Origin of the sequence: Streptomyces sp. ID05-39B, from assembly GCF_033794725.1 — a bacterium.
Lineage (GTDB): Bacteria > Actinomycetota > Actinomycetes > Streptomycetales > Streptomycetaceae > Streptomyces > Streptomyces bobili.
Genome location: NZ_JARGEF010000054.1, coordinates 17,071 through 38,391 on the forward strand (window position 1 = coordinate 17,071; position 21,321 = coordinate 38,391).

34 protein-coding genes and 1 pseudogene are annotated in these 21,321 nt (G+C 66.1%); 33 read left to right on the plus strand and 2 right to left on the minus strand.

The features are described 5' to 3' along the window. Together fusA and tuf are read left to right on the plus strand one after the other, a co-directional pair. Positions 1-2,127, plus strand: a complete 2,127-nt coding sequence (gene fusA / locus P1P75_RS14770) for an elongation factor G (RefSeq protein WP_086767452.1) — start codon at positions 1-3, stop codon at positions 2,125-2,127. A gap of 154 nt (positions 2,128-2,281) precedes the next feature. Continuing rightward, complete coding sequence (tuf, locus tag P1P75_RS14775) at positions 2,282-3,475, plus strand: elongation factor Tu (RefSeq protein WP_319255373.1); 1,194 nt, start codon at positions 2,282-2,284, stop codon at positions 3,473-3,475. A gap of 490 nt (positions 3,476-3,965) precedes the next feature. Here the strand turns inward: tuf and P1P75_RS14780 are convergent, their stop codons facing one another. Then, positions 3,966-4,274: a hypothetical protein gene (locus P1P75_RS14780; RefSeq protein ID WP_319255375.1), complete on the minus strand. Its 309-nt coding sequence runs from the start codon at positions 4,272-4,274 to the stop codon at positions 3,966-3,968. A 399-nt stretch (positions 4,275-4,673) separates the two neighbouring features. Here P1P75_RS14780 and P1P75_RS14785 point away from each other — a divergent pair, with 399 nt between their 5' ends. Together P1P75_RS14785 and P1P75_RS14790 are read left to right on the plus strand one after the other, a co-directional pair. After that, entirely contained in the window at positions 4,674-4,874 is a 201-nt protein-coding gene (locus P1P75_RS14785) for a hypothetical protein (protein WP_319255377.1), read from the plus strand. Next, positions 4,874-5,350 (plus strand): hypothetical protein, encoded by a 477-nt coding sequence (locus P1P75_RS14790; protein ID WP_319255379.1) that lies wholly within the window; start codon positions 4,874-4,876, stop codon positions 5,348-5,350. Before P1P75_RS14785 ends, P1P75_RS14790 begins: the two co-directional genes overlap by 1 nt. Before the next feature lie 67 nt (positions 5,351-5,417). Here P1P75_RS14790 and P1P75_RS14795 read toward each other — a convergent pair whose 3' ends face one another. Beyond that, the gene (locus P1P75_RS14795) at positions 5,418-5,720 is read right to left on the minus strand and encodes a serine protease (RefSeq protein WP_319255381.1); all 303 of its coding nucleotides are present in this window, start codon (positions 5,718-5,720) and stop codon (positions 5,418-5,420) included. A 540-nt stretch (positions 5,721-6,260) separates the two neighbouring features. On the opposite strand from P1P75_RS14795, the gene rpsJ reads away from it, so the two are divergent. The 29 genes and pseudogenes from rpsJ to P1P75_RS14940 form a co-directional block, all read left to right on the plus strand. Then, the gene (rpsJ, locus tag P1P75_RS14800; RefSeq protein WP_003948644.1) at positions 6,261-6,569 is read left to right on the plus strand and encodes a 30S ribosomal protein S10; all 309 of its coding nucleotides are present in this window, start codon (positions 6,261-6,263) and stop codon (positions 6,567-6,569) included. A gap of 16 nt (positions 6,570-6,585) precedes the next feature. Next, positions 6,586-7,230, plus strand: a complete 645-nt coding sequence (gene rplC / locus P1P75_RS14805) for a 50S ribosomal protein L3 (protein WP_150472363.1) — start codon at positions 6,586-6,588, stop codon at positions 7,228-7,230. An 8-nt stretch (positions 7,231-7,238) separates the two neighbouring features. Next, the gene (gene rplD, locus P1P75_RS14810; protein WP_073491920.1) at positions 7,239-7,895 is read left to right on the plus strand and encodes a 50S ribosomal protein L4; all 657 of its coding nucleotides are present in this window, start codon (positions 7,239-7,241) and stop codon (positions 7,893-7,895) included. Further along, entirely contained in the window at positions 7,895-8,314 is a 420-nt protein-coding gene (gene rplW / locus P1P75_RS14815) for a 50S ribosomal protein L23 (RefSeq protein ID WP_073491921.1), read from the plus strand. The genes rplD and rplW overlap by 1 nt, the downstream gene beginning before the upstream one ends. A 38-nt stretch (positions 8,315-8,352) precedes the next feature. Next, complete coding sequence (gene rplB, locus P1P75_RS14820; RefSeq protein WP_266461118.1) at positions 8,353-9,189, plus strand: 50S ribosomal protein L2; 837 nt, start codon at positions 8,353-8,355, stop codon at positions 9,187-9,189. Positions 9,190-9,201: 12 nt separating this feature from the next. Then, positions 9,202-9,483, plus strand: a complete 282-nt coding sequence (gene rpsS / locus P1P75_RS14825) for a 30S ribosomal protein S19 (protein ID WP_006376029.1) — start codon at positions 9,202-9,204, stop codon at positions 9,481-9,483. Between the two features lie 42 nt (positions 9,484-9,525). Beyond that, positions 9,526-9,873 carry a 50S ribosomal protein L22 gene (gene rplV, locus P1P75_RS14830; protein WP_026252021.1) on the plus strand — a complete coding sequence of 116 codons (348 nt, stop codon included), beginning with the start codon at positions 9,526-9,528 and terminating at the stop codon, positions 9,871-9,873. Continuing rightward, positions 9,873-10,727, plus strand: a complete 855-nt coding sequence (rpsC, locus tag P1P75_RS14835) for a 30S ribosomal protein S3 (protein WP_266461126.1) — start codon at positions 9,873-9,875, stop codon at positions 10,725-10,727. The genes rplV and rpsC overlap by 1 nt, the downstream gene beginning before the upstream one ends. 5 nt (positions 10,728-10,732) lie before the next feature. Further along, positions 10,733-11,152, plus strand: a complete 420-nt coding sequence (gene rplP / locus P1P75_RS14840) for a 50S ribosomal protein L16 (protein WP_004927269.1) — start codon at positions 10,733-10,735, stop codon at positions 11,150-11,152. Then, positions 11,152-11,376 carry a 50S ribosomal protein L29 gene (gene rpmC, locus P1P75_RS14845; protein WP_003998824.1) on the plus strand — a complete coding sequence of 75 codons (225 nt, stop codon included), beginning with the start codon at positions 11,152-11,154 and terminating at the stop codon, positions 11,374-11,376. Before rplP ends, rpmC begins: the two co-directional genes overlap by 1 nt. Next, entirely contained in the window at positions 11,376-11,663 is a 288-nt protein-coding gene (gene rpsQ / locus P1P75_RS14850) for a 30S ribosomal protein S17 (RefSeq protein ID WP_009327090.1), read from the plus strand. Before rpmC ends, rpsQ begins: the two co-directional genes overlap by 1 nt. Positions 11,664-11,787: 124 nt before the next feature. Beyond that, positions 11,788-12,156: a 50S ribosomal protein L14 gene (gene rplN / locus P1P75_RS14855; protein WP_003998823.1), complete on the plus strand. Its 369-nt coding sequence runs from the start codon at positions 11,788-11,790 to the stop codon at positions 12,154-12,156. A 2-nt stretch (positions 12,157-12,158) separates the two neighbouring features. Further along, a complete protein-coding gene (gene rplX / locus P1P75_RS14860; protein WP_073491922.1) occupies positions 12,159-12,482 on the plus strand; it encodes a 50S ribosomal protein L24 in 324 nt (107 codons plus the stop codon). Then, positions 12,482-13,039 carry a 50S ribosomal protein L5 gene (gene rplE / locus P1P75_RS14865; protein WP_086767144.1) on the plus strand — a complete coding sequence of 186 codons (558 nt, stop codon included), beginning with the start codon at positions 12,482-12,484 and terminating at the stop codon, positions 13,037-13,039. The genes rplX and rplE overlap by 1 nt, the downstream gene beginning before the upstream one ends. 5 nt (positions 13,040-13,044) lie before the next feature. Continuing rightward, positions 13,045-13,230, plus strand: a complete 186-nt coding sequence (locus P1P75_RS14870) for a type Z 30S ribosomal protein S14 (RefSeq protein ID WP_003948630.1) — start codon at positions 13,045-13,047, stop codon at positions 13,228-13,230. Positions 13,231-13,439: 209 nt separating this feature from the next. Further along, positions 13,440-13,838 carry a 30S ribosomal protein S8 gene (rpsH, locus tag P1P75_RS14875; protein WP_073491923.1) on the plus strand — a complete coding sequence of 133 codons (399 nt, stop codon included), beginning with the start codon at positions 13,440-13,442 and terminating at the stop codon, positions 13,836-13,838. A gap of 24 nt (positions 13,839-13,862) precedes the next feature. Continuing rightward, a complete protein-coding gene (gene rplF / locus P1P75_RS14880; RefSeq protein WP_073491924.1) occupies positions 13,863-14,402 on the plus strand; it encodes a 50S ribosomal protein L6 in 540 nt (179 codons plus the stop codon). Between the two features lie 3 nt (positions 14,403-14,405). Next, positions 14,406-14,789, plus strand: a complete 384-nt coding sequence (gene rplR / locus P1P75_RS14885; RefSeq protein WP_073491925.1) for a 50S ribosomal protein L18 — start codon at positions 14,406-14,408, stop codon at positions 14,787-14,789. 43 nt (positions 14,790-14,832) lie between these two features. Next, positions 14,833-15,441: a 30S ribosomal protein S5 gene (gene rpsE, locus P1P75_RS14890; RefSeq protein WP_319255384.1), complete on the plus strand. Its 609-nt coding sequence runs from the start codon at positions 14,833-14,835 to the stop codon at positions 15,439-15,441. Next, a complete protein-coding gene (rpmD, locus tag P1P75_RS14895; protein ID WP_030788246.1) occupies positions 15,441-15,623 on the plus strand; it encodes a 50S ribosomal protein L30 in 183 nt (60 codons plus the stop codon). Before rpsE ends, rpmD begins: the two co-directional genes overlap by 1 nt. A 2-nt stretch (positions 15,624-15,625) precedes the next feature. Continuing rightward, positions 15,626-16,081 carry a 50S ribosomal protein L15 gene (gene rplO, locus P1P75_RS14900; protein ID WP_086767146.1) on the plus strand — a complete coding sequence of 152 codons (456 nt, stop codon included), beginning with the start codon at positions 15,626-15,628 and terminating at the stop codon, positions 16,079-16,081. 244 nt (positions 16,082-16,325) lie between these two features. Then, positions 16,326-17,639 carry a preprotein translocase subunit SecY gene (secY, locus tag P1P75_RS14905; RefSeq protein ID WP_150472366.1) on the plus strand — a complete coding sequence of 438 codons (1,314 nt, stop codon included), beginning with the start codon at positions 16,326-16,328 and terminating at the stop codon, positions 17,637-17,639. Further along, positions 17,639-18,301 (plus strand): adenylate kinase, encoded by a 663-nt coding sequence (locus P1P75_RS14910; protein WP_086767147.1) that lies wholly within the window; start codon positions 17,639-17,641, stop codon positions 18,299-18,301. The genes secY and P1P75_RS14910 overlap by 1 nt, the downstream gene beginning before the upstream one ends. A gap of 107 nt (positions 18,302-18,408) precedes the next feature. Continuing rightward, on the plus strand, positions 18,409-19,245 hold the full coding sequence (gene map / locus P1P75_RS14915; RefSeq protein ID WP_319255388.1) for a type I methionyl aminopeptidase: 837 nt from the start codon (positions 18,409-18,411) through the stop codon (positions 19,243-19,245). A gap of 260 nt (positions 19,246-19,505) precedes the next feature. Continuing rightward, complete coding sequence (gene infA / locus P1P75_RS14920; protein ID WP_004927214.1) at positions 19,506-19,727, plus strand: translation initiation factor IF-1; 222 nt, start codon at positions 19,506-19,508, stop codon at positions 19,725-19,727. 70 nt (positions 19,728-19,797) lie between these two features. Beyond that, complete coding sequence (gene rpmJ / locus P1P75_RS14925) at positions 19,798-19,911, plus strand: 50S ribosomal protein L36 (RefSeq protein ID WP_003998809.1); 114 nt, start codon at positions 19,798-19,800, stop codon at positions 19,909-19,911. A gap of 205 nt (positions 19,912-20,116) precedes the next feature. Further along, positions 20,117-20,497, plus strand: a complete 381-nt coding sequence (gene rpsM / locus P1P75_RS14930) for a 30S ribosomal protein S13 (RefSeq protein WP_020132619.1) — start codon at positions 20,117-20,119, stop codon at positions 20,495-20,497. A 95-nt stretch (positions 20,498-20,592) separates the two neighbouring features. After that, positions 20,593-20,997, plus strand: a complete 405-nt coding sequence (gene rpsK, locus P1P75_RS14935) for a 30S ribosomal protein S11 (RefSeq protein ID WP_010354218.1) — start codon at positions 20,593-20,595, stop codon at positions 20,995-20,997. Positions 20,998-21,221: 224 nt separating this feature from the next. Further along, positions 21,222-21,321 (plus strand): annotated as a pseudogene (locus P1P75_RS14940) (DNA-directed RNA polymerase subunit alpha); the annotation flags it as partial.

Below are 21,321 nucleotides of genomic sequence, written 5' to 3' on the forward strand. Positions count from 1 at the left end.
ATGGCTACCACTTCACTTGACCTGGCCAAGGTCCGCAACATCGGGATCATGGCCCACATCGACGCGGGCAAGACGACCACCACCGAGCGGATCCTCTTCTACACCGGCGTCAGCTACAAGATCGGTGAGGTCCACGACGGCGCTGCCACCATGGACTGGATGGAGCAGGAGCAGGAGCGTGGCATCACGATCACCTCTGCTGCGACCACCTGTCACTGGCCGCTCGAGGACAACGACTACACGATCAACATCATCGACACCCCCGGGCACGTCGACTTCACCGTTGAGGTAGAGCGCTCGCTGCGCGTCCTCGACGGCGCTGTCACCGTGTTCGACGGTGTCGCGGGTGTCGAGCCGCAGTCCGAGACGGTGTGGCGTCAGGCCGACCGTTACGGCGTGCCGCGCATCTGCTTCGTCAACAAGCTCGACCGGACCGGCGCGGAGTTCCACCGCTGCGTCGACATGATCAAGGACCGGCTCGGTGCCGTTCCGATCATCATGCAGCTGCCGATCGGTGCCGAGATGGACTTCAAGGGCGTTGTGGACCTGGTCCGCATGAAGGCGCTCGTGTGGTCCGCCGAGGCGGCGAAGGGCGAGATGTACGACGTCGTCGACATCCCGGCCACGCACGCCGAGGCTGCCGAGGAGTACCGCGGCAAGCTGGTCGAGACCGTCGCCGAGCACGACGACGAGATCATGGAGCTGTTCCTGGAGGGCCAGGAGCCCACCGAGGAGCAGCTGTACGCCGCGATCCGTCGCGTCACCATCGCGTCCGGCAAGTCCGACGGCATCACGGTCACCCCGGTGTTCTGTGGCACCGCGTTCAAGAACAAGGGCGTCCAGCCCCTGCTCGACGCGGTCGTGCGCTACCTGCCGACCCCGCTCGACGTCGAGGCCATCGAGGGCCACGACGTCCGGGACGCCGAGGTCGTCGTCAAGCGCAAGCCGTCCGTCGACGAGCCGCTGTCCGCGCTGGCGTTCAAGATCATGAGCGACCCGCACCTGGGCAAGCTCACCTTCGTCCGGGTTTACTCGGGCCGCCTGGAGACCGGCACTGCGGTGCTGAACTCCGTCAAGGGCAAGAAGGAGCGCATCGGCAAGATCTACCGCATGCACGCGAACAAGCGTGAGGAGATCGATGCGGTGGGCGCCGGCGACATCGTCGCCGTGATGGGTCTGAAGCAGACCACGACCGGTGAGACGCTCTGCGATGACAAGAACCCGGTGATCCTGGAGTCCATGGACTTCCCGGCGCCCGTCATCCAGGTCGCCATCGAGCCCAAGTCCAAGGGTGACCAGGAGAAGCTGGGTGTCGCCATCCAGCGTCTCGCGGAGGAGGACCCCTCCTTCCACGTTCACTCGGACGAGGAGACGGGCCAGACCATCCTCGGCGGTATGGGCGAGCTGCACCTCGAGGTGCTGGTCGACCGTATGAAGCGCGAGTTCCGGGTCGAGGCCAACGTCGGCAAGCCGCAGGTGGCGTACCGCGAGACCATCCGCAAGACGGTCGACCGGCTCGACTACACGCACAAGAAGCAGACCGGTGGCACCGGCCAGTTCGCCAAGGTGCAGATCGCGATCGAGCCGATCACGGACGGCGACGCGTCGTACGAGTTCGTGAACAAGGTGACCGGTGGCCGTATCCCGAGGGAGTACATCCCTTCGGTGGACGCCGGTGCGCAGGAGGCCATGCAGTTCGGCATCCTCGCCGGTTACGAGATGACCGGCGTGCGCGTCATCCTGCTCGACGGTGGCTACCACGAGGTGGACTCCTCCGAGCTCGCCTTCAAGATCGCCGGTTCGCAGGCGTTCAAGGAGGCCGCGCGCAAGGCCAGCCCCGTGCTGCTCGAGCCGATGATGGCCGTCGAGGTCACCACGCCCGAGGACTACATGGGTGAGGTCATCGGCGACATCAACTCCCGCCGTGGCCAGATCCAGGCCATGGAGGAGCGTGCCGGCGCTCGCGTCGTGAAGGGCCTCGTGCCCCTTTCGGAGATGTTCGGCTACGTCGGCGACCTCCGCAGCAAGACCTCGGGTCGCGCAAGCTACTCGATGCAGTTCGACTCCTACGCCGAGGTTCCGCGGAACGTCGCCGAGGAGATCATCGCGAAGGCCAAGGGCGAGTAACGCACTCCGTTTTCACGCCGTAGGCTTGACTCCGGAGCCTCTGGGGGCAAACGGCCGCATTTGTGGCCGTTCGCCCCTGGGCCCGGGCATTCCAGCAAAGATCACCTGGCGCCGATGAAGTAGGCGTACCAGAACCACTCCCAGGAGGACCCCAGTGGCGAAGGCGAAGTTCGAGCGGACTAAGCCGCACGTCAACATCGGCACCATCGGTCACATCGACCACGGTAAGACGACCCTCACGGCCGCCATTACCAAGGTGCTGCACGACAAGTACCCGGACCTGAACGAGGCTTCGGCCTTCGACCAGATCGACAAGGCTCCCGAAGAGCGCCAGCGCGGTATCACCATCTCCATCGCGCACGTCGAGTACCAGACGGAGACGCGTCACTACGCGCACGTCGACTGCCCGGGTCACGCGGACTACATCAAGAACATGATCACCGGTGCGGCCCAGATGGACGGTGCCATCCTCGTGGTCGCCGCCACCGACGGCCCGATGCCGCAGACCAAGGAGCACGTGCTCCTGGCCCGCCAGGTCGGTGTCCCGTACATCGTCGTCGCCCTGAACAAGGCCGACATGGTGGACGACGAGGAGATCCTGGAGCTCGTCGAGCTCGAGGTCCGTGAGCTCCTCTCCGAGTACGAGTTCCCCGGCGACGACCTCCCGGTCGTCAAGGTGTCCGCTCTCAAGGCGCTTGAGGGCGACCCGGAGTGGGCCCAGAGCGTCCTCGACCTCATGCAGGCCGTCGACGAGTCGATCCCGCAGCCGGAGCGCGATGTCGACAAGCCGTTCCTCATGCCGATCGAGGACGTCTTCACGATCACCGGTCGCGGCACGGTCGTCACCGGCCGTATCGAGCGTGGTGTCCTGAAGGTCAACGAGACCGTCGACATCATCGGCATCAAGACCGAGAAGACCACCACCACGGTCACCGGTATCGAGATGTTCCGCAAGCTGCTCGACGAGGGCCAGGCCGGTGAGAACGTCGGTCTGCTGCTTCGCGGCATCAAGCGCGAGGACGTCGAGCGCGGCCAGGTCATCATCAAGCCGGGTTCGGTCACCCCGCACACCGAGTTCGAGGCGCAGGCGTACATCCTGTCCAAGGACGAGGGCGGCCGTCACACGCCGTTCTTCAACAACTACCGCCCGCAGTTCTACTTCCGTACGACGGACGTGACCGGCGTCGTGACCCTCCCCGAGGGCACCGAGATGGTCATGCCGGGCGACAACACCGAGATGACGGTGGCGCTGATCCAGCCCATCGCCATGGAGGAGGGCCTGAAGTTCGCCATCCGTGAGGGTGGCCGGACCGTGGGCGCCGGCCAGGTCATCAAGATCACCAAGTGATCTCGACCTGGTAGCTCCGACTGCGAGCACCTGAGAGGGCCCGTACGACTTCGGTCGTACGGGCCCTTTCGCGCGCCCGGTGCGCTGCTCGATGTGCGACAGATGAACCAGGGCAAACGTTCTGGTCCGTGACCTCTGAGCCGCTGATCACGGCCGCAGCCTGATACGTCGGACCCCCGACGAGGATGACTGGCTTGTCTCTCATACGCGGCGCGCAGCCGCTTCCCCCGCTCGTGCTGGTAGCTGCGGTCATCACCGGGTTCCTGGTGCTGAGCTGGGCGGTGCACCGGCTGGTGGAGCGGCCGTTGGCGGGGGCGGTGAAGCGGGGGCTGGAGACGGCGTTCTCGCGGGCGGCCCGGGGTGGGAGCCAGGCCCTGTCGTCCCCGTCCCGTCGTTGCGCCCGGAGGGCGGCAGCGGGGAATCGTCGGCAGCGGGGAATCGCCAGACAGCCCTGGCCAGTGCCTGTCGTCCCCCTTTCCCGTCGGCCGCGTCAGGCCGCGAGCAGCACGGCGGCCAGGAGCAGGAACGCCACCGGGAACGTCGCGATCGCCAGTGCGGCGCAGGCTGCCACCACGCGCGGCGTCCGCAGGTAGCGACGGTGGGGGAGGGCCCAGGCCACGCTGAGCAGGGCCAGGGGCGTATGGATCCAGCCTCCGAACTGATCCATGGCCCCGTGGGACCGGATCAGCCCGTACTCCAGCCAGAGCAGCGGCAGACCCAGCAGGGAAGCGATGAGCGGGGCCTTCCACCAGGTCGGGTGAGGGGCGTCGAGGCGGGTCGCTCCGGTCGGGTTCGTCACGGGTCTGATTGCAGCAGGGGCCTGTGGTCCGGAGCATCGGGGCGCGTACTCATGTCCGCCGTCTTCTGTTCCTGAGTAGCAGTGGCAGTTCCTGGATGCGGATCAGGATCTCCCCGGGAAGTCTCCCCACGGCGCCTGCCACAGCGTCTCCGCAGCGTGCCCGCAGTTCCTGACGGTCCCTCCGATCGCGCCTGAGCGACGCGCTACGGTACATGCCAACCGGGCAACGCAGATGCGTAGTTCGGCATCGACGTTTGCAGTGACAACGGGGACGGACAACGGGGAGACGTGCATGGCGTGGGACGAGTGGGAGTTGGCTGAATCACGTACCGCTGGATCCGGGCGGCAGCGGCACGTTGGTGGTCGAACCAACCGGCTTGGTCCAAGGCCGCCCGGGACGTGGCCTCGCTCCGTGAAGACATCAGCAAGGCGATGGTCAAGCTGACGGACGGCCAGAAAGGCATCGGCGAGGACGCCGGCTGCCTGACCGCCGGGGCACAGAGGGACATCTACGGCTCGTGGGAGACGTACGTCAAGAACGTGAGCGGACGCTGTGGAAAGCTCTCCGGTGCGCTGGAGAAGGCGCATAGGCGCCGGTGATGGCAGGACTCTGGAGCAGATATCGGGACAGGCGTGCCGGTACCAGGTACCCGGACAGCGGGATCGGTCCGCTGTCCGTCGCCGAGGTTCGTGACGCGCTGTTCGCGGTCGGCGCGTCCGGTGTGCCGTTCCTGGTGCGAGCCGCGCTTTTCGAGGAGAAAGCCGATCTGGTGGCCGAGTGGCAGGTTCCGGAGCTGCGCCTGCGGCTCCGGACGCGGATGCGGCTGGTGCCGGAGAGCCATGAGGTGCGCGCTCTCGACGAGCGGTGGGACCGGTCGCCCGAGAGCGGCGGCAAGCGGTACGGGCGGGGTCCTGCGACCAGGGTCGCCCGGCAGTGGACCTACGAGCGAGGACCCGACGGGCGCAGACGTAGGGTCGAGACGTTTCGCTTCGACTCACGGGACATGCGTGACCCCCTGGTGAAGGTGGTCCTCGATGCGGGGTGGACCTGGCGCGGTGTGCTGGTCAAGTGGTGAGCGGTGGGCCCGGGGAGAGCCTCCCCGCCGCCGGCACTCGGCGGATCGTGTGCAGCCGGTGGACGCCCTACCCGTTCCTCGGTGGCCAGTTCCCCGCGGCGCGCATCTCCATGTACGTCGCCACCGCAGGGAACGTCGGGGCGAAGTGGGCAGGCGTTCCGTCGTGGGGGACGACCACGACGGACGAGAAGGGAGCCTGGGTGGAGTCGCCCGTCTCGATGTGCTCCCTGAAGTCGAAGCGCACGGTCCGGCCGTAGGTGAAGTCGACGACCGTGTCGGGGAGCACCACCACGGAGTCGGCGCGGTCCGGGTGAGCCCGGGACTTGAGGAAGGCTGCGGCCGCCGCGGCCGCTTCGTCTCGAGTCAGCATGCACAAGATCGTAAAGGGACCGGTCAGCCGCTCGCTGAAGATCCACGGACCACCACCGGACCGCCATCGGACCGTGCCCGGACCCCTCACGGGACCGGGTCCGAGCGGCGGGCCGTCGCGCCGAGCGTTTGACCTGCGTCACGTCCGGGGTATTGTCTCCGGCTCGATTGGCGGAGGGGCTGCCCCATATGGCAGACTGACCTGGTTGCTCGGTCGAGTGTTGATGCTGCGCGCCTCCCGCCGGGAGGACTGGAAGCGAGTCCCACAGTACTCGTCGCCCTAACTGCCTCACGGCAGCGCTGGGGCGGACGTACGGGAATCTTCCGGGAAGCGTGGGCGCGACACCGATCAGGCACCCGGTGGGCCTTCCGTCCTCGGTCTGCGGTTCCGGTAGGGCCGTGCGCATTCCCCGCAGGGATGTTCGAACGTGGGACATCCGTGTCAGCGGGGGAGCGACACACCCGACCGCGTGGGTCGGAGGAACGGGTAAGGGGCCGACCAGGTCCAGAGCGTTAGAAGAGACAGGACTACTGAGTAGCCATGGCGGGACAGAAGATCCGCATCCGGCTCAAGGCCTACGACCACGAGGTCATCGACAGCTCGGCGAAGAAGATCGTCGAGACGGTGACGCGTACTGGTGCGTCGGTCGCGGGCCCGGTGCCGCTGCCCACTGAGAAGAACGTGTACTGCGTCATCAAGTCGCCGCACAAGTACAAGGACTCGCGCGAGCACTTCGAGATGCGCACGCACAAGCGCCTGATCGACATCCTCGACCCGACGCCCAAGACCGTTGACTCTCTGATGCGACTCGACCTCCCGGCCGGTGTCGACATCGAGATCAAGCTCTGAGGCCGGTGATCTGAAGATGACGAAGCAGATCAAGGGCATCCTGGGCGAGAAGCTCGGCATGACGCAGGTGTGGGACGAGAACAACCGTGTTGTTCCCGTCACCGTCGTCAAGGCCGGACCCAACGTCGTGACCCAGGTCCGTACGAACGACGCCGACGGCTACGAGTCGGTCCAGATCGCCTTCGGCGAGATCGACCCTCGCAAGGTGAACAAGCCCCTCAAGGGCCACTTCGCCAAGGCCGACGTCACTCCCCGCCGCCACCTCGTCGAGATCCGTACCGCTGACGCCAGCGAGTACACCCTCGGCCAGGAGATCACCGCTGAGGTGTTCGAGGCCGGCATCAAGGTCGACGTGACCGGCAAGAGCAAGGGCAAGGGCTTCGCCGGTGTCATGAAGCGTCACAACTTCCGTGGCCTCGGCGCCGGACACGGTGTCCAGCGCAAGCACCGCTCCCCCGGTTCCATCGGTGGCTGCGCCACCCCGGGCCGCGTGTTCAAGGGCCTCCGCATGGCGGGTCGCATGGGCAACGAGCGTGTCACCACCCAGAACCTGACCGTCCACGCCGTTGACGCGGAGAAGGGTCTGCTGCTCATCAAGGGCGCGGTTCCCGGTCCGAACGGCGGCCTCGTCCTGGTCCGCACCGCGGCCAAGGGGGCCTGAGGTAACCGATGAGCACTGTTGACATCCTTTCGCCTGCAGGCGAGAAGACCGGAAGCGTCGAGCTCCCCGCGGAGATCTTCGGCGTGGAGAAGATCAGCATCCCGCTGATCCACCAGGTCGTCGTCGCGCAGAACGCTGCTGCCCGTCAGGGCACGCACAAGACCAAGCGCCGCGGTGAAGTCCGTGGTGGCGGTAAGAAGCCGTACCGCCAGAAGGGCACCGGCCGCGCCCGCCAGGGCTCGACCCGCGCGCCGCAGTTCGCCGGCGGTGGCGTCGTCCACGGCCCGCAGCCGCGTGACTACTCGCAGCGAACCCCGAAGAAGATGAAGGCTGCCGCTCTGCGTCACGCCCTCACCGACCGGGCCCGCCACAACCGGATCCACGTCGTCACCGGCGTGATCGAGGGCGAGACTCCGTCCACGAAGTCCGCTCGGACGCTGTTCGGCAAGATCTCGGAGCGTAAGAACGTGCTCCTGGTCATCGACCGCTCCGACGAGGCCGCGTGGCTGTCCGCCCGCAACCTGCCCCAGGTGCACATCCTGGAGCCGGGCCAGCTGAACACGTACGACGTGATCGTCTCGGACGACGTGGTCTTCACCCAGGCCGCTCTCGAGTCCTTCGTCGCCGGCCCGAAGGCCAACGACACCGAAGGGAGTGACGCCTGATGGCTACGCGTCACCCGAGCATCGCCCCCAAGGCTGCGAAGGCCGCCAAGGCCGCGCGTCTCGCGAAGGCCCGCCGCCACGCCGCCGAGGGCAAGAACACCGTCGTCACCGCGCCCAGCAAGGCGTACACGGACCACCGTGACGTGCTGCTGAAGCCGGTCGTGTCGGAGAAGAGCTACGCGCTTCTCGACGAGAACAAGTACACGTTCATCGTCGACCCGAACGCCAACAAGACCCAGATCAAGCAGGCCGTCCAGGCGGTCTTCTCGGTCAAGGTCACCGGGGTCAACACGATCAACCGCCAGGGCAAGCGCAAGCGCACCAAGACCGGTTTCGGTCAGCGCGCTGCGACCAAGCGCGCGATCGTGACCCTCGCTGAGGGCGACCGTATCGACATCTTCGGCGGTCCGACCGCGTAAGCGGGTCGGATCGTCCGATATCGGACGAGGACTGAGAAATGGGAATCCGCAAGTACAAGCCGACTACGCCGGGCCGTCGTGGCTCCAGCGTCGCCGACTTCGTCGAGGTCACGCGGTCCACGCCGGAGAAGTCGCTGGTCCGCCCGCTGCACAGCAAGGGCGGCCGTAACAACGCCGGTCGTGTGACCGTTCGCCACCAGGGTGGCGGACACAAGCGCGCCTACCGAGTGATCGACTTCCGTCGTCACGACAAGGACGGCGTGCCGGCGAAGGTCGCGCACATCGAGTACGACCCCAACCGCACCGCGCGCATCGCGCTGCTGCACTACGTGGACGGCGAGAAGCGCTACATCCTCGCCCCGCGCAACCTGCAGCAGGGTGACCGCGTCGAGAACGGTCCCGGGGCCGACATCAAGCCGGGCAACAACCTGGCGCTCCGCAACATCCCGGTCGGTACCACGATCCACGCGATCGAGATCCGTCCGGGTGGCGGCGCCAAGTTCGCCCGCTCCGCCGGTGCCTCGGTGCAGCTGCTCGCGAAGGAGGGCACCATGGCCCACCTCCGCATGCCCTCCGGTGAGATCCGCCTGGTCGACCAGCGCTGCCGCGCCACGGTCGGCGAGGTCGGCAACGCCGAGCAGAGCAACATCAACTGGGGTAAGGCCGGACGCAAGCGCTGGCTGGGCGTTCGCCCGTCCGTCCGCGGTGTGGCGATGAACCCGGTTGACCACCCGCACGGTGGTGGTGAGGGCAAGACCTCCGGTGGTCGCCACCCGGTCTCCCCGTGGGGTCAGAAGGAGGGTCGTACTCGTTCGCCGAAGAAGGCATCGAACAAGTACATCGTCCGCCGCCGCAAGACGAACAAGAAGCGCTAGGAGCGGGTTTAGATGCCGCGCAGTCTCAAGAAGGGGCCCTTCGTCGACGACCACCTCATCAAGAAGGTGGACGTACAGAACGAAGCCGGTTCCAAGAACGTCATCAAGACCTGGTCCCGTCGCTCGATGATCATCCCGGCCATGCTCGGCCACACGATCGCGGTGCACAACGGCAAGACCCACATTCCGGTGTTTGTCACCGAGTCGATGGTCGGCCACAAGCTCGGCGAGTTCTCGCCGACGCGCACCTTCCGGGGTCACGTCAAGGACGACCGGAAGTCGAAGCGCCGCTAACGCGGGGTGGAATCGACCATGACAGACACTGGAAGGACAACCATGGAAGCCAGGGCCCAGGCGCGGTACATCCGCGTTACGCCCATGAAGGCCCGCCGCGTGGTGGACCTTATCCGTGGCATGGATGCCACGGAGGCTCAGGCGGTCCTGCGTTTCGCCCCGCAGGCCGCGAGCGTGCCGGTCGGCAAGGTGCTTGACAGCGCCATTGCCAACGCCGCGCACAACTACGACCACACCGATGTCGACAGCCTTGTCATCTCCGAGGCCTACGTCGACGAGGGTCCGACCCTGAAGCGGTTCCGTCCGCGTGCCCAGGGCCGCGCCTACCGGATCCGCAAGCGGACCAGCCACATCACCGTGGTCGTCAGCAGCAAGGAAGGAACCCGGTAATGGGCCAGAAGGTTAACCCGCATGGGTTCCGGCTCGGCATCACCACGGACTTCAAGTCCCGTTGGTACGCCGACAAGCTGTACAAGGACTACGTCAAGGAAGACGTCGCCATCCGTCGGATGATGACGTCCGGCATGGAGCGCGCCGGTATCTCCAAGGTGGAGATCGAGCGCACCCGTGACCGCGTGCGTGTGGACATCCACACCGCTCGTCCGGGCATCGTCATCGGCCGCCGTGGCGCCGAGGCCGACCGCATCCGCGGCGACCTCGAGAAGCTCACGGGCAAGCAGGTCCAGCTGAACATCCTCGAGGTCAAGAACCCCGAGACCGATGCCCAGCTGGTCGCCCAGGCCGTTGCCGAGCAGCTCTCCTCCCGCGTCTCCTTCCGCCGCGCCATGCGTAAGAGCATGCAGTCGGCGATGAAGGCCGGCGCCAAGGGCATCAAGATCCAGTGCGGTGGCCGCCTCGGCGGCGCCGAGATGTCCCGCTCGGAGTTCTACCGCGAGGGCCGTGTGCCCCTGCACACGCTCCGCGCGAACGTGGACTACGGCTTCTTCGAGGCCAAGACGACCTTCGGCCGCATCGGTGTGAAGGTCTGGATCTACAAGGGCGACGTCAAGAACATCGCCGAGGTCCGTGCCGAGAACGCCGCAGCCCGCGCCGGCAACCGCCCGGCCCGTGGCGGTGGCGGCGGCGCCGACCGTCCGGCCCGTGGTGGCCGTGGCGGCGGCGGTGGCGAGCGACGCGGTCGCAAGCCGCAGCAGGCTGCCGGTGCCGAGGCCCCCAAGGCCGAGGCTCCTGCCGCCGCTCCGGTCGAGGCACCGTCCTCTTCTACCGGCGGAACGGAGGCCTGACCGAAATGCTGATCCCCCGTAGGGTCAAGCACCGCAAGCAGCACCACCCGAAGCGCCGCGGTCAGGCCAAGGGTGGTACGACGGTCGCGTTCGGCGAGTACGGCATCCAGGCCCTCACGCCGGCGTACGTGACCAACCGCCAGATCGAGGCGGCTCGTATCGCGATGACCCGCCACATCAAGCGTGGCGGCAAGGTCTGGATCAACATCTACCCGGACCGCCCGCTCACCAAGAAGCCGGCCGAGACCCGCATGGGTTCCGGTAAGGGTTCGCCCGAGTGGTGGATCGCGAACGTGCACCCGGGCCGGGTCATGTTCGAGCTGTCCTACCCCAACGAAAAGATCGCCCGTGAGGCCCTCACTCGCGCAGCCCACAAGCTGCCGATGAAGTGCCGGATCGTCAAGCGCGAGGCAGGTGAAGCGTGATGTCGGCCGGTACCAAGGCGTCCGAGCTGCGCGAACTGGGTGACGAGGAGCTTCTCGCGAAGCTCCGCGAAGCCAAGGAAGAGCTGTTCAACCTCCGCTTCCAGGCGGCGACGGGTCAGCTCGAGAACCACGGTCGGCTCAAGGCCGTCCGCAAGGACATCGCGCGGATCTACACCCTGATGCGTGAGCGCGAGCTGGGCATCGAGACGGTGGAGAGCGCCTGATGAGTGAGAACAACGTGACTGAGCAGACTGCAGAGGCCCGCGGCTTCCGCAAGACCCGTGAGGGTCTCGTCGTCAGCGACAAGATGGACAAGACCGTCGTCGTCGCCGTCGAGGACCGCGTCAAGCACGCGCTGTACGGCAAGGTCATCCGCCGTACGAACAAGCTCAAGGCTCACGACGAGCAGAACGCTGCCGGCGTCGGCGACCGTGTCCTCCTCATGGAGACGCGTCCGCTGTCCGCCACGAAGCGCTGGCGCGTCGTCGAGATCCTCGAGAAGGCCAAGTAGGCAATTCGCGCAAGCGAATTCCATAAGTGCGCCTGCGGAGTAATCTCGCAGGTCAGTTCCGCCAGGCTCCGGGGGCCGTTGAAGGACGGCCCCCGGGGAACCGGCAGACAAACAGGAGATAGACGTGATCCAGCAGGAGTCGCGACTGCGTGTCGCCGACAACACTGGTGCGAAGGAAATCCTTTGCATCCGTGTGCTCGGTGGCTCCGGTCGCCGCTACGCGGGCATCGGTGACGTCATCGTCGCCACCGTCAAGGACGCGATCCCCGGTGGCAACGTGAAGAAGGGTGACGTCGTCAAGGCGGTCATCGTTCGCACCGTCAAGGAACGCCGCCGTCCGGACGGCTCGTACATCCGCTTCGACGAGAACGCCGCCGTCATTCTGAAGAACGACGGCGACCCTCGCGGCACCCGTATCTTCGGCCCGGTCGGCCGTGAGCTGCGCGAGAAGAAGTTCATGAAGATCATCTCGCTCGCGCCGGAGGTGCTGTAAGCATGAAGATCAAGAAGGGCGACCTGGTCCAGGTCATCACCGGTAAGGACAGGGGCAAGCAGGGCAAGGTCATCGCGGCCTTCCCCCGTGAGGACCGTGTCCTGGTCGAGGGTGTCAACCGGGTCAAGAAGCACACCAAGGCCGGCCCCACCGCCAGCGGTTCCCAGGCCGGCGGCATCGTGACCACCGAAGCCCCCATCCACGTGTCCAACGTTCAGTTGGTCGTGGAGAAGGACGGCAACAAGGTTGTCACGCGTGTCGGTTACCGCTTCGACGACGAGGGCAACAAGATCCGCGTTGCCAAGCGGACGGGTGAGGACATCTGATGGCTACCACCACCACTCCGCGTCTCAAGACGAAGTACCGCGAAGAGATCGCGGGCAAGCTGCGTGACGAGTTCCAGTACGAGAACGTCATGCAGATCCCCGGCCTCGTCAAGATCGTGGTCAACATGGGTGTCGGTGACGCCGCCCGTGACTCGAAGCTCATGGACGGTGCCGTCCGTGACCTGACCACCATCACCGGTCAGAAGCCGGCCATCACCAAGGCCCGCAAGTCCATCGCGCAGTTCAAGCTGCGCGAGGGTCAGCCGATCGGTGCTCACGTCACGCTCCGTGGCGACCGCATGTGGGAGTTCCTGGACCGCACCCTGTCGCTTGCGCTTCCGCGCATCCGCGACTTCCGCGGTCTGTCCCCCAAGCAGTTCGACGGCCGTGGCAACTACACCTTCGGTCTCACGGAGCAGGTCATGTTCCACGAGATCGACCAGGACAAGATCGACCGCGTCCGGGGTATGGACATCACCGTGGTCACCACGGCGACCAACGACGCTGAGGGCCGTGCGCTCCTTCGTCACCTCGGCTTCCCCTTCAAGGAGGCGTGAGCGAGATGGCGAAGAAGGCTCTGATTGCCAAGGCTGCTCGTAAGCCCAAGTTCGGAGTACGCGGCTACACGCGCTGCCAGCGCTGCGGCCGTCCGCACTCCGTGTACCGCAAGTTCGGCCTGTGCCGCGTGTGCCTTCGTGAGATGGCTCACCGTGGCGAGCTGCCGGGCGTGACCAAGAGCTCCTGGTAATCCCGTAATTCGGGATTCCTGAGCTCTCGGTAAGTAAAGGGCAGTGTCAGGTGCCCTCCCCTTCATGCCGTAGGCTAGGAGGGTTGGGCGCCTGACGCCCGTACGACTTACTACGCCGTAGGTCCACCGCGCCGCACCCGTCCCGTCTCGGATCGGGGAGAGGGATGGCGCACCAGGAAACCCCGGCGAGAGAGGCCACAGGCCAACTCATGACCATGACTGATCCGATCGCAGACATGCTGACGCGTCTGCGGAACGCGAACTCGGCGTACCACGACTCCGTGACGATGCCGGCATCGAAGATCAAGTCTCACATCGCGGAGATCCTCCAGCAGGAGGGCTTCATCACGGGCTGGAAGATCGAGGACGCCGAGGTGGGTAAGAACCTCACCCTCGAGCTGAAGTTCGGTCCCAACCGTGAGCGCTCCATCGCGGGCATCAAGCGGATCTCCAAGCCCGGTCTCCGGGTTTACGCGAAGTCCACCTCCCTGCCCAAGGTGCTGGGCGGCCTCGGCGTGGCGATCATCTCCACGTCGCACGGTCTCCTCACCGACAAGCAGGCCGGCAAGAAGGGCGTAGGCGGAGAAGTTCTCGCCTACGTCTGGTAGCGGAAGGGAACGGAGGAAACAGCTATGTCGCGCATTGGCAAGCTCCCTATCACGGTTCCCGCCGGCGTGGACGTCACCATCGACGGCCAGACGGTTTCGGTCAAGGGCCCCAAGGGCTCGCTGACCCACACCGTCGTTGCGCCGATCGAGATCGCCAAGGGTGAGGACGGCGTTCTGAACGTCACCCGCCCCAACGACGAGCGTCAGAGCAAGGCCCTGCACGGCCTGTCCCGCACGCTGGTGGCGAACATGATCACCGGCGTGACCCAGGGTTACGTGAAGAAGCTCGAAATCAGTGGTGTCGGTTACCGCGTGACCGCCAAGGGCTCGAACCTCGAGTTCGCGCTCGGTTACAGCCACCCGATCACCGTCGAAGCCCCCGAGGGAATCACCTTCAAGGTGGAGAACCCGACCCGTTTCCAGGTCGAGGGCATCGACAAGCAGAAGGTCGGCGAGGTTGCGGCCAACATCCGCAAGCTGCGCAAGCCCGACCCGTACAAGGCCAAGGGTGTCAAGTACGAGGGCGAAGTCATCCGCCGCAAGGTCGGAAAGGCGGGTAAGTAAGCCATGGCATACGGGCAGAAGATCCTGAAGGGCGACGCCTACAAGCGCGCCGCGATCAAGCGCCGTCACATCCGGATCCGCAAGCGGATCGCCGGTACGTCGGAGCGCCCGCGTCTGGTCGTCACTCGCTCCAACCGCCACATCGTGGCGCAGGTGATCGACGACCTGAAGGGCCACACCCTGGCTTCGGCGTCCACACTGGACACGTCGATCCGCGGTGCGGAGGGCGACAAGTCGGCGCAGGCCAAGCAGGTCGGCGCCCTGGTCGCGGAGCGTGCCAAGGCCGCCGGTGTCGAGGCCGTCGTTTTCGACCGTGGTGGTAACCAGTACGCCGGGCGCATTGCCGCTCTGGCGGACGCAGCCCGCGAGGCCGGACTCAAGTTCTGAGTCCTGGTTCCGTAGCTAGCGGAGACAGAGAGAGGTAATTCCAATGGCTGGACCCCAGCGCCGCGGTGGCGGTGCCGGTGGCGGCGAGCGGCGGGACCGGAAGGGCCGTGACGGTGGCGCATCTGCCGCCGAGAAGACCGCGTACGTTGAGCGCGTCGTCGCGATCAACCGCGTCGCCAAGGTAGTGAAGGGTGGTCGTCGCTTCAGCTTCACCGCGCTGGTCGTGGTGGGCGATGGTGACGGTACCGTCGGTGTCGGTTACGGCAAGGCCAAGGAGGTGCCGGCCGCCATCGCCAAGGGTGTTGAGGAGGCCAAGAAGCACTTCTTCAAGGTCCCCCGTATCCAGGGCACCATCCCGCACCCGATCACGGGTGAGAAGGCGGCGGGCGTCGTCCTGCTCAAGCCGGCGTCCCCCGGTACCGGCGTTATCGCCGGTGGCCCGGTGCGTGCCGTGCTCGAGTGCGCCGGCGTTCACGACATCCTGTCGAAGTCGCTCGGTTCGTCGAACGCGATCAACATCGTGCACGCCACCGTGGCGGCCCTGAAGGGCCTGCAGCGTCCCGAGGAGATCGCGGCTCGCCGTGGTCTGCCGCTCGAGGACGTCGCTCCCGCGGCTCTGCTGCGTGCGCGTGCCGGGGCTGGTGCTGCGTAATGGCTCAGCTCAAGATCACGCAGACGAAGTCGTACATCGGCAGCAAGCAGAACCACCGTGACACCCTGCGTTCGCTCGGGCTCAAGCGCCTGAACGACGTGGTCGTCAAGGAGGACCGCCCCGAGTTCCGCGGAATGGTGCACACCGTCCGCCACCTCGTGACGGTCGAGGAGGTCGACTGATCATGGCGGAAAACAACCCGCTCAAGATCCACAACCTCCGTCCCGCCCCGGGCGCCAAGACCGCCAAGACCCGTGTGGGTCGTGGTGAGGCGTCGAAGGGTAAGACGGCCGGTCGTGGTACCAAGGGCACGAAGGCTCGTTACCAGGTTCCGGCGCGCTTCGAGGGTGGGCAGATGCCCCTCCACATGCGCCTTCCGAAGCTCAAGGGCTTCCGGAACCCGTTCAAGGTCGCGTTCCAGGTCGTGAACCTCGACAAGCTGGCGGAGCTGTACCCGGAGGGTGGCGAGGTCACCGTCGAGGGTCTCGTCGCCAAGGGTGCCGTTCGCAAGAACAGCCTCGTCAAGGTCCTCGGCCAGGGCGAGATCTCCGTGGCGCTCCAGGTGACGGTCGACGCCGTCTCCGGGTCCGCCAAGGAGAAGATCACCGCCGCCGGCGGTACCGTCACCGAGCTCGTCTGAACACCACAGGCGCCTCGATGACCTGAGCGATCCCGACCGGGGATACCCCACAAAAGGGGTATCCCCGGTTGGTCGTTCCTAGGGCGCAGTGTCGCCGGTAAGGTGGCCTGCACTGCCCTCTTTCACAAGGTGCTTCCGATGGGGCACCTTGGGCGGCAGTCGACCGTTACACATGTCGTCGTTCTTATTGGAACCTCAACACCGTCACCCTTGACGCAGACGCGCGGGGGTCGCAGGAGGCACCGTGCTCACCGCGTTCGCCCGGGCGTTCAAGACGCCCGACCTGCGCAACAAGCTGCTCTTCACGCTCGGCATCATCGTGGTCTACCGGGTCGGCACCCATGTCCCGATCCCAGGTGTCGACTACAAGAGCGTCCAGACCTGCGTGGACGAGGCATCCGGCAACCAGGGCCTCTTCGGTCTGGTCAACATGTTCAGTGGCGGCGCGCTGCTGCAGATCACGATCTTCGCGCTGGGCATCATGCCGTACATCACGGCGAGCATCATCCTTCAGCTGCTGACCGTGGTCATTCCACGTCTGGAAGCGCTCAAGAAGGAGGGCCAGTCCGGTACGGCGAAGATCACCCAGTACACCCGGTACCTCACCGTGGCGCTCGCCATTCTTCAGGGCACCGGCCTGGTGGCCACCGCCCGTAGCGGCGCGCTGTTCTCGGGTTGCTCGGTGGCCGGCCAGATCGTCCCCGACCGCGCGATCTTCACCACCATCACCATGGTCATCTGCATGACCGCCGGCACGGCCGCCGTCATGTGGCTCGGTGAGCTGATCACCGACCGCGGCATCGGCAACGGCATGTCGATCCTGATGTTCATCTCGATCGCCGCGACCTTCCCCTCCGCGCTGTGGGCCATCAAGAAGCAGGGCACGCTGGCCGGCGGCTGGATCGAGTTCGGCACGGTCATCCTCGTCGGCCTCGTCATGGTCGGCCTGGTCGTCTTCGTCGAGCAGGCCCAGCGCCGCATCCCCGTGCAGTACGCGAAGCGCATGATCGGCCGCCGGTCCTACGGCGGTACCTCGACGTACATCCCGCTGAAGGTGAACCAGGCCGGTGTGATCCCGGTCATCTTCGCCTCGTCGCTGCTCTACATTCCGGCGCTGATCGTCCAGTTCTCCAATTCGCAGGCAGGCTGGGCGACCTGGATCACACAGAACCTGGCCGACACGGCGGCGCCCGCGCACATCACTCTCTACTTCTTCCTGATTGTCTTCTTCGCGTTCTTCTACGTGGCCATTTCCTTCAACCCCGAGGAAGTAGCCGACAACATGAAGAAGTATGGTGGCTTCATCCCGGGCATCCGGGCTGGCCGACCGACCGCTGAGTACCTGAGTTACGTACTCAACCGGATCACCTGGCCGGGTTCGCTGTATCTGGGGCTTATCGCTCTCGTGCCGACGATGGCGTTGGCTGGTTTCGGGGCAAACCAAAACTTCCCGTTCGGTGGCACCAGCATCCTGATCATCGTGGGTGTCGGGCTCGAGACGGTGAAGCAGATCGAGAGCCAGCTTCAGCAGCGCAATTACGAAGGGTTCCTCCGCTGATGCGTATCGTCCTCGTCGGGCCGCCGGGTGCCGGTAAGGGAACGCAGGCCACTCGCCTTGCCGAGAAGCTGCGCGTACCCCACATCTCCACGGGCGACCTGTTCCGCGCCAACATCAGCCAGCAGACGGAGCTCGGGAAACTCGCGAAGTCCTACATGGACGCCGGCAACCTCGTCCCTGACGAGGTCACCATCGCCATGGCGAAGGACCGCATGGAGCAGCCGGACGCCGAGCGCGGCTTCCTGCTCGACGGTTTCCCGCGCAATGTCTCGCAGGCCGAGGCGCTGGACGAGCTCCTCACCACCGAGGGCATCAAGCTGGACGCGGTACTGGACCTGGAGGCCCCCGAGGAGGAGGTCGTCAAGCGGATCGCCGGCCGGCGCATCTGCCGCAACGACTCCTCGCACGTCTTCCACGAGACCTACAAGAAGCCGTCGAAGGACGGCGTCTGTGACGTCTGTGGCGGGGAGCTGTACCAGCGCGACGACGACTCCGAGGACACCGTCCGCACGCGGCTGGAGGTCTACCACACGCAGACCGAGCCGATCATCGACTACTACAAGGCACAGGGCCTGGTCGTGACGATCGAGGCCATGGGCCCGGTGGACGAGGTCACCGGCCGTGCGCTGGCGGCACTGAAGCGCGAGGACGACGGCCAGTAGGTTTCCGTCCCGGGTACGGCCGTGGAGTCCTCCGGGACGCCACGGCCGTACTGTTGTGTACGTATGTGTCATCGACCGACCTGAGTGACGGAGAGCGCAGGCCCCCCATGGTCCAGATCAAGAGCCCCGAGCAGATCGCCAAGATGCGTGCGGCGGGCCTGGTCGTCGCCGCCATCCACGCGGCGACGCGGGAAGCGGCGGTGCCGGGGGCGTCGACGAAGGACCTCGACGAGGTCGCCCGCAAGGTCCTCGCCGAGCACGGCGCGAAGTCGAACTTCCTCGGCTACGGCGGTTTCCCCGCGACCATCTGCACCTCGGTGAACGACGTCGTCGTCCACGGCATCCCCTCCGACGAGGTCGTCCTCAAGGACGGGGACATCATCTCCATCGACTGCGGCGCCATCGTCGACGGCTGGCACGGTGACGCCGCCTACACCGCCTTCGTCGGCTCCGGTCACGCCCCGGAACTGATCGAGCTCTCCCGGGTGACCGAGGAGTCGATGTGGGCCGGCATCGCCGCGATGAAGCTGGGCAACCGGCTGGTCGACGTGTCCCGGGCCATCGAGACGTACATCCGTCGCCAGCCGAAGCCGGGCGGCGGCCGCTACGGGATCATCGAGGACTACGGCGGCCACGGCATCGGCACCGAGATGCACATGGACCCGCACCTGCTGAACTACGTCGACCGCAAGCGGGGCAAGGGGCCGAAACTGGTTCCCGGCTTCTGCCTGGCCATCGAGCCGATGGTGTCGCTGGGGACGCCGCGCACGGAGGTCCTCTCGGACGACTGGACCGTCATCACGACGGACGGGACCTGGTCCTCGCACTGGGAGCACTCCGTCGCGCTGACGGAGCAGGGGCCGCTGGTGCTGACGGCGGTGGACGGCGGCAAGGCGAAGCTGGCCGAGCACGGGGTCGTGGCCGCGGCGGACCCGCTGGGCTAGAGGGTGCCGGGCGGGGGCTCGAGGTTCTTTGCTCGCCCCCGCCGCCCCTTCCGTGTCCCGCCCCTGGGGCTGTCGCCCCCGAACCCTTCGCGCCTCGCTTAAGGATCTCCCGTGCGGGGCACACTTCCTTGGCCCCGATTCGTGTTTCCTGGTGCGCTGACGTAGACTGACTCGTCGGCTCTTGTGCACCCGCATGTCTGTATGCGCCCGTAAGGGAAAGCTCAGGAGTCGATCAAGGTAGTCGATTCGAAGGGCGAAGCGTGGCCAAGAAGCAAGGTGCCATCGAGATCGAGGGCACTGTCGTCGAGTCTCTTCCGAACGCGATGTTCAGGGTTGAGCTCCAGAACGGCCACCAGGTCCTGGCGCACATCAGCGGCAAGATGCGCATGCACTACATCCGCATCCTCCCTGATGACCGGGTCGTGGTGGAGCTGTCTCCGTACGACCTGACGCGTGGCCGGATCGTCTACCGGTACAAGTAGATCTTGCCCAGGCCCCCCGTGCGTTCCCGCACGGGGTGACCGGCAACTGACCCGGAGAACCTCACATCCCATGAAGGTCAAGCCGAGCGTCAAGAAGATCTGCGACAAGTGCAGGGTGATCCGCCGTCATGGTCGGGTCATGGTGATTTGCGAGAACCCGCGCCACAAGCAGCGCCAGGGCTGATCGCACTCAGGTCTCCACCCTCTGCATCACGCAGAACTTCGCGCGACGCGAGCTGAATATGTTCATACGCAGAGCCCAGACCTCAGGTCTGACACCCCCGGTTCGGAGGCCGGGGACCCAGTCCGTACCAAATCTTCCAAGGAAGAGGCCGGCGGCTGGGACACGGTTCTGTGGAAGACCTCCGAAGATCACCAGGAGCCATTGAATGGCACGCGTTTCCGGTGTTGACATCCCGCGCGAAAAGCGCGTGGAGGTCGCCCTCACCTACGTGTTCGGCATCGGCCGAACCCTGTCCCAGGAGACGCTGGCTGCGACCGGCGTCGACCCGAACACCCGCGTTCGCGACCTCTCCGAGGAGCAGCTCGTCGCGATCCGCGAGTACGTGGACGCCAACATCAAGACCGAGGGTGACCTCCGTCGCGAGATCCAGGCCGACATCCGCCGCAAGGTCGAGATCGGCTGCTACCAGGGTCTCCGTCACCGTCGTGGTCTGCCCGTCCGCGGTCAGCGCACCAGCACGAACGCTCGTACCCGCAAGGGCCCGCGTCGCGCCATCGCCGGCAAGAAGAAGCCGGGCAAGAAGTAGTCCGCAGCAGACGCACTGTGCGTTCTGGGGGATGCCCCCCGGACCTCCGAAGCGGTCTTCGCTGTAGGACCGACCACCTCCCGTAGGAGTAATAGATGCCCCCCAAGGGTCGTCAGGGCGCTGCCAAGAAGGTGCGCCGCAAGGAAAAGAAGAACGTCGCGCACGGCCAGGCGCACATCAAGAGCACGTTCAACAACACGATCGTGTCCATCACGGACCCGGCCGGAAACGTGATCTCGTGGGCCTCCGCCGGCCACGTCGGTTTCAAGGGCTCGCGCAAGTCCACGCCGTTCGCCGCGCAGATGGCCGCCGAGTCGGCTGCCCGTCGCGCGCAGGAGCACGGCATGCGCAAGGTCGACGTGTTCGTCAAGGGTCCGGGCGCCGGTCGTGAGACCGCCATCCGTTCCCTGCAGGCCACGGGCCTCGAGGTCGGCTCCATCCAGGACGTCACCCCGACCCCGCACAACGGTTGCCGTCCGCCGAAGCGCCGCCGCGTCTGACGCACGGGCTCACGGCGGCTCGGCTGTCGGCTGGGGGTGTGGGGGTCGTCCCCCCACACGGCGCAGTACGGTTGCCGTCCGCCGAAGCGCCGCCGCGTCTGACGCACGGCTGCTTGTCGGACTGAGGTTGTCGGGCGGTATGGCTCTTCCGAGTCATACCGCCCGTACCCTTGTCTCATATCAGGGCGTCAAATAGCGGGCGCCCCTGACAGAAGGAACGCACCATGCTGATTGCTCAGCGTCCGTCACTGACCGAAGAGGTCGTCGACGAGTTCCGCTCCCGGTTCGTGATCGAGCCGCTGGAGCCGGGCTTCGGCTACACCC

Bases quoted from the DNA above. Each gene is read 5' to 3' on its own strand.
- fusA (WP_086767452.1), top strand. From the start codon at position 1: ATGGCTACCACTTCACTTGACCTGGCCAAGGTCCGCAACATCGGGATC.
- P1P75_RS14790 (WP_319255379.1), top strand. From the start codon at position 4,874: ATGGCAGGACTCTGGAGCAGATATCGGGACAGGCGTGCCGGTACCAGG.
- P1P75_RS14795 (WP_319255381.1), bottom strand. From the start codon at position 5,720: ATGCTGACTCGAGACGAAGCGGCCGCGGCGGCCGCAGCCTTCCTCAAG.
- rpsJ (WP_003948644.1), top strand. From the start codon at position 6,261: ATGGCGGGACAGAAGATCCGCATCCGGCTCAAGGCCTACGACCACGAG.
- rplC (WP_150472363.1), top strand. From the start codon at position 6,586: ATGACGAAGCAGATCAAGGGCATCCTGGGCGAGAAGCTCGGCATGACG.
- rplD (WP_073491920.1), top strand. From the start codon at position 7,239: ATGAGCACTGTTGACATCCTTTCGCCTGCAGGCGAGAAGACCGGAAGC.
- rplW (WP_073491921.1), top strand. From the start codon at position 7,895: ATGGCTACGCGTCACCCGAGCATCGCCCCCAAGGCTGCGAAGGCCGCC.
- rplB (WP_266461118.1), top strand. From the start codon at position 8,353: ATGGGAATCCGCAAGTACAAGCCGACTACGCCGGGCCGTCGTGGCTCC.
- rpsS (WP_006376029.1), top strand. From the start codon at position 9,202: ATGCCGCGCAGTCTCAAGAAGGGGCCCTTCGTCGACGACCACCTCATC.
- rplV (WP_026252021.1), top strand. From the start codon at position 9,526: ATGGAAGCCAGGGCCCAGGCGCGGTACATCCGCGTTACGCCCATGAAG.
- rpsC (WP_266461126.1), top strand. From the start codon at position 9,873: ATGGGCCAGAAGGTTAACCCGCATGGGTTCCGGCTCGGCATCACCACG.
- rplP (WP_004927269.1), top strand. From the start codon at position 10,733: ATGCTGATCCCCCGTAGGGTCAAGCACCGCAAGCAGCACCACCCGAAG.
- rpmC (WP_003998824.1), top strand. From the start codon at position 11,152: ATGTCGGCCGGTACCAAGGCGTCCGAGCTGCGCGAACTGGGTGACGAG.
- rpsQ (WP_009327090.1), top strand. From the start codon at position 11,376: ATGAGTGAGAACAACGTGACTGAGCAGACTGCAGAGGCCCGCGGCTTC.
- rplX (WP_073491922.1), top strand. From the start codon at position 12,159: ATGAAGATCAAGAAGGGCGACCTGGTCCAGGTCATCACCGGTAAGGAC.
- rplE (WP_086767144.1), top strand. From the start codon at position 12,482: ATGGCTACCACCACCACTCCGCGTCTCAAGACGAAGTACCGCGAAGAG.
- P1P75_RS14870 (WP_003948630.1), top strand. From the start codon at position 13,045: ATGGCGAAGAAGGCTCTGATTGCCAAGGCTGCTCGTAAGCCCAAGTTC.
- rpsH (WP_073491923.1), top strand. From the start codon at position 13,440: ATGACCATGACTGATCCGATCGCAGACATGCTGACGCGTCTGCGGAAC.
- rplF (WP_073491924.1), top strand. From the start codon at position 13,863: ATGTCGCGCATTGGCAAGCTCCCTATCACGGTTCCCGCCGGCGTGGAC.
- rplR (WP_073491925.1), top strand. From the start codon at position 14,406: ATGGCATACGGGCAGAAGATCCTGAAGGGCGACGCCTACAAGCGCGCC.
- rpsE (WP_319255384.1), top strand. From the start codon at position 14,833: ATGGCTGGACCCCAGCGCCGCGGTGGCGGTGCCGGTGGCGGCGAGCGG.
- rpmD (WP_030788246.1), top strand. From the start codon at position 15,441: ATGGCTCAGCTCAAGATCACGCAGACGAAGTCGTACATCGGCAGCAAG.
- rplO (WP_086767146.1), top strand. From the start codon at position 15,626: ATGGCGGAAAACAACCCGCTCAAGATCCACAACCTCCGTCCCGCCCCG.
- P1P75_RS14910 (WP_086767147.1), top strand. From the start codon at position 17,639: ATGCGTATCGTCCTCGTCGGGCCGCCGGGTGCCGGTAAGGGAACGCAG.
- map (WP_319255388.1), top strand. From the start codon at position 18,409: ATGGTCCAGATCAAGAGCCCCGAGCAGATCGCCAAGATGCGTGCGGCG.
- rpmJ (WP_003998809.1), top strand. From the start codon at position 19,798: ATGAAGGTCAAGCCGAGCGTCAAGAAGATCTGCGACAAGTGCAGGGTG.
- rpsM (WP_020132619.1), top strand. From the start codon at position 20,117: ATGGCACGCGTTTCCGGTGTTGACATCCCGCGCGAAAAGCGCGTGGAG.
- rpsK (WP_010354218.1), top strand. From the start codon at position 20,593: ATGCCCCCCAAGGGTCGTCAGGGCGCTGCCAAGAAGGTGCGCCGCAAG.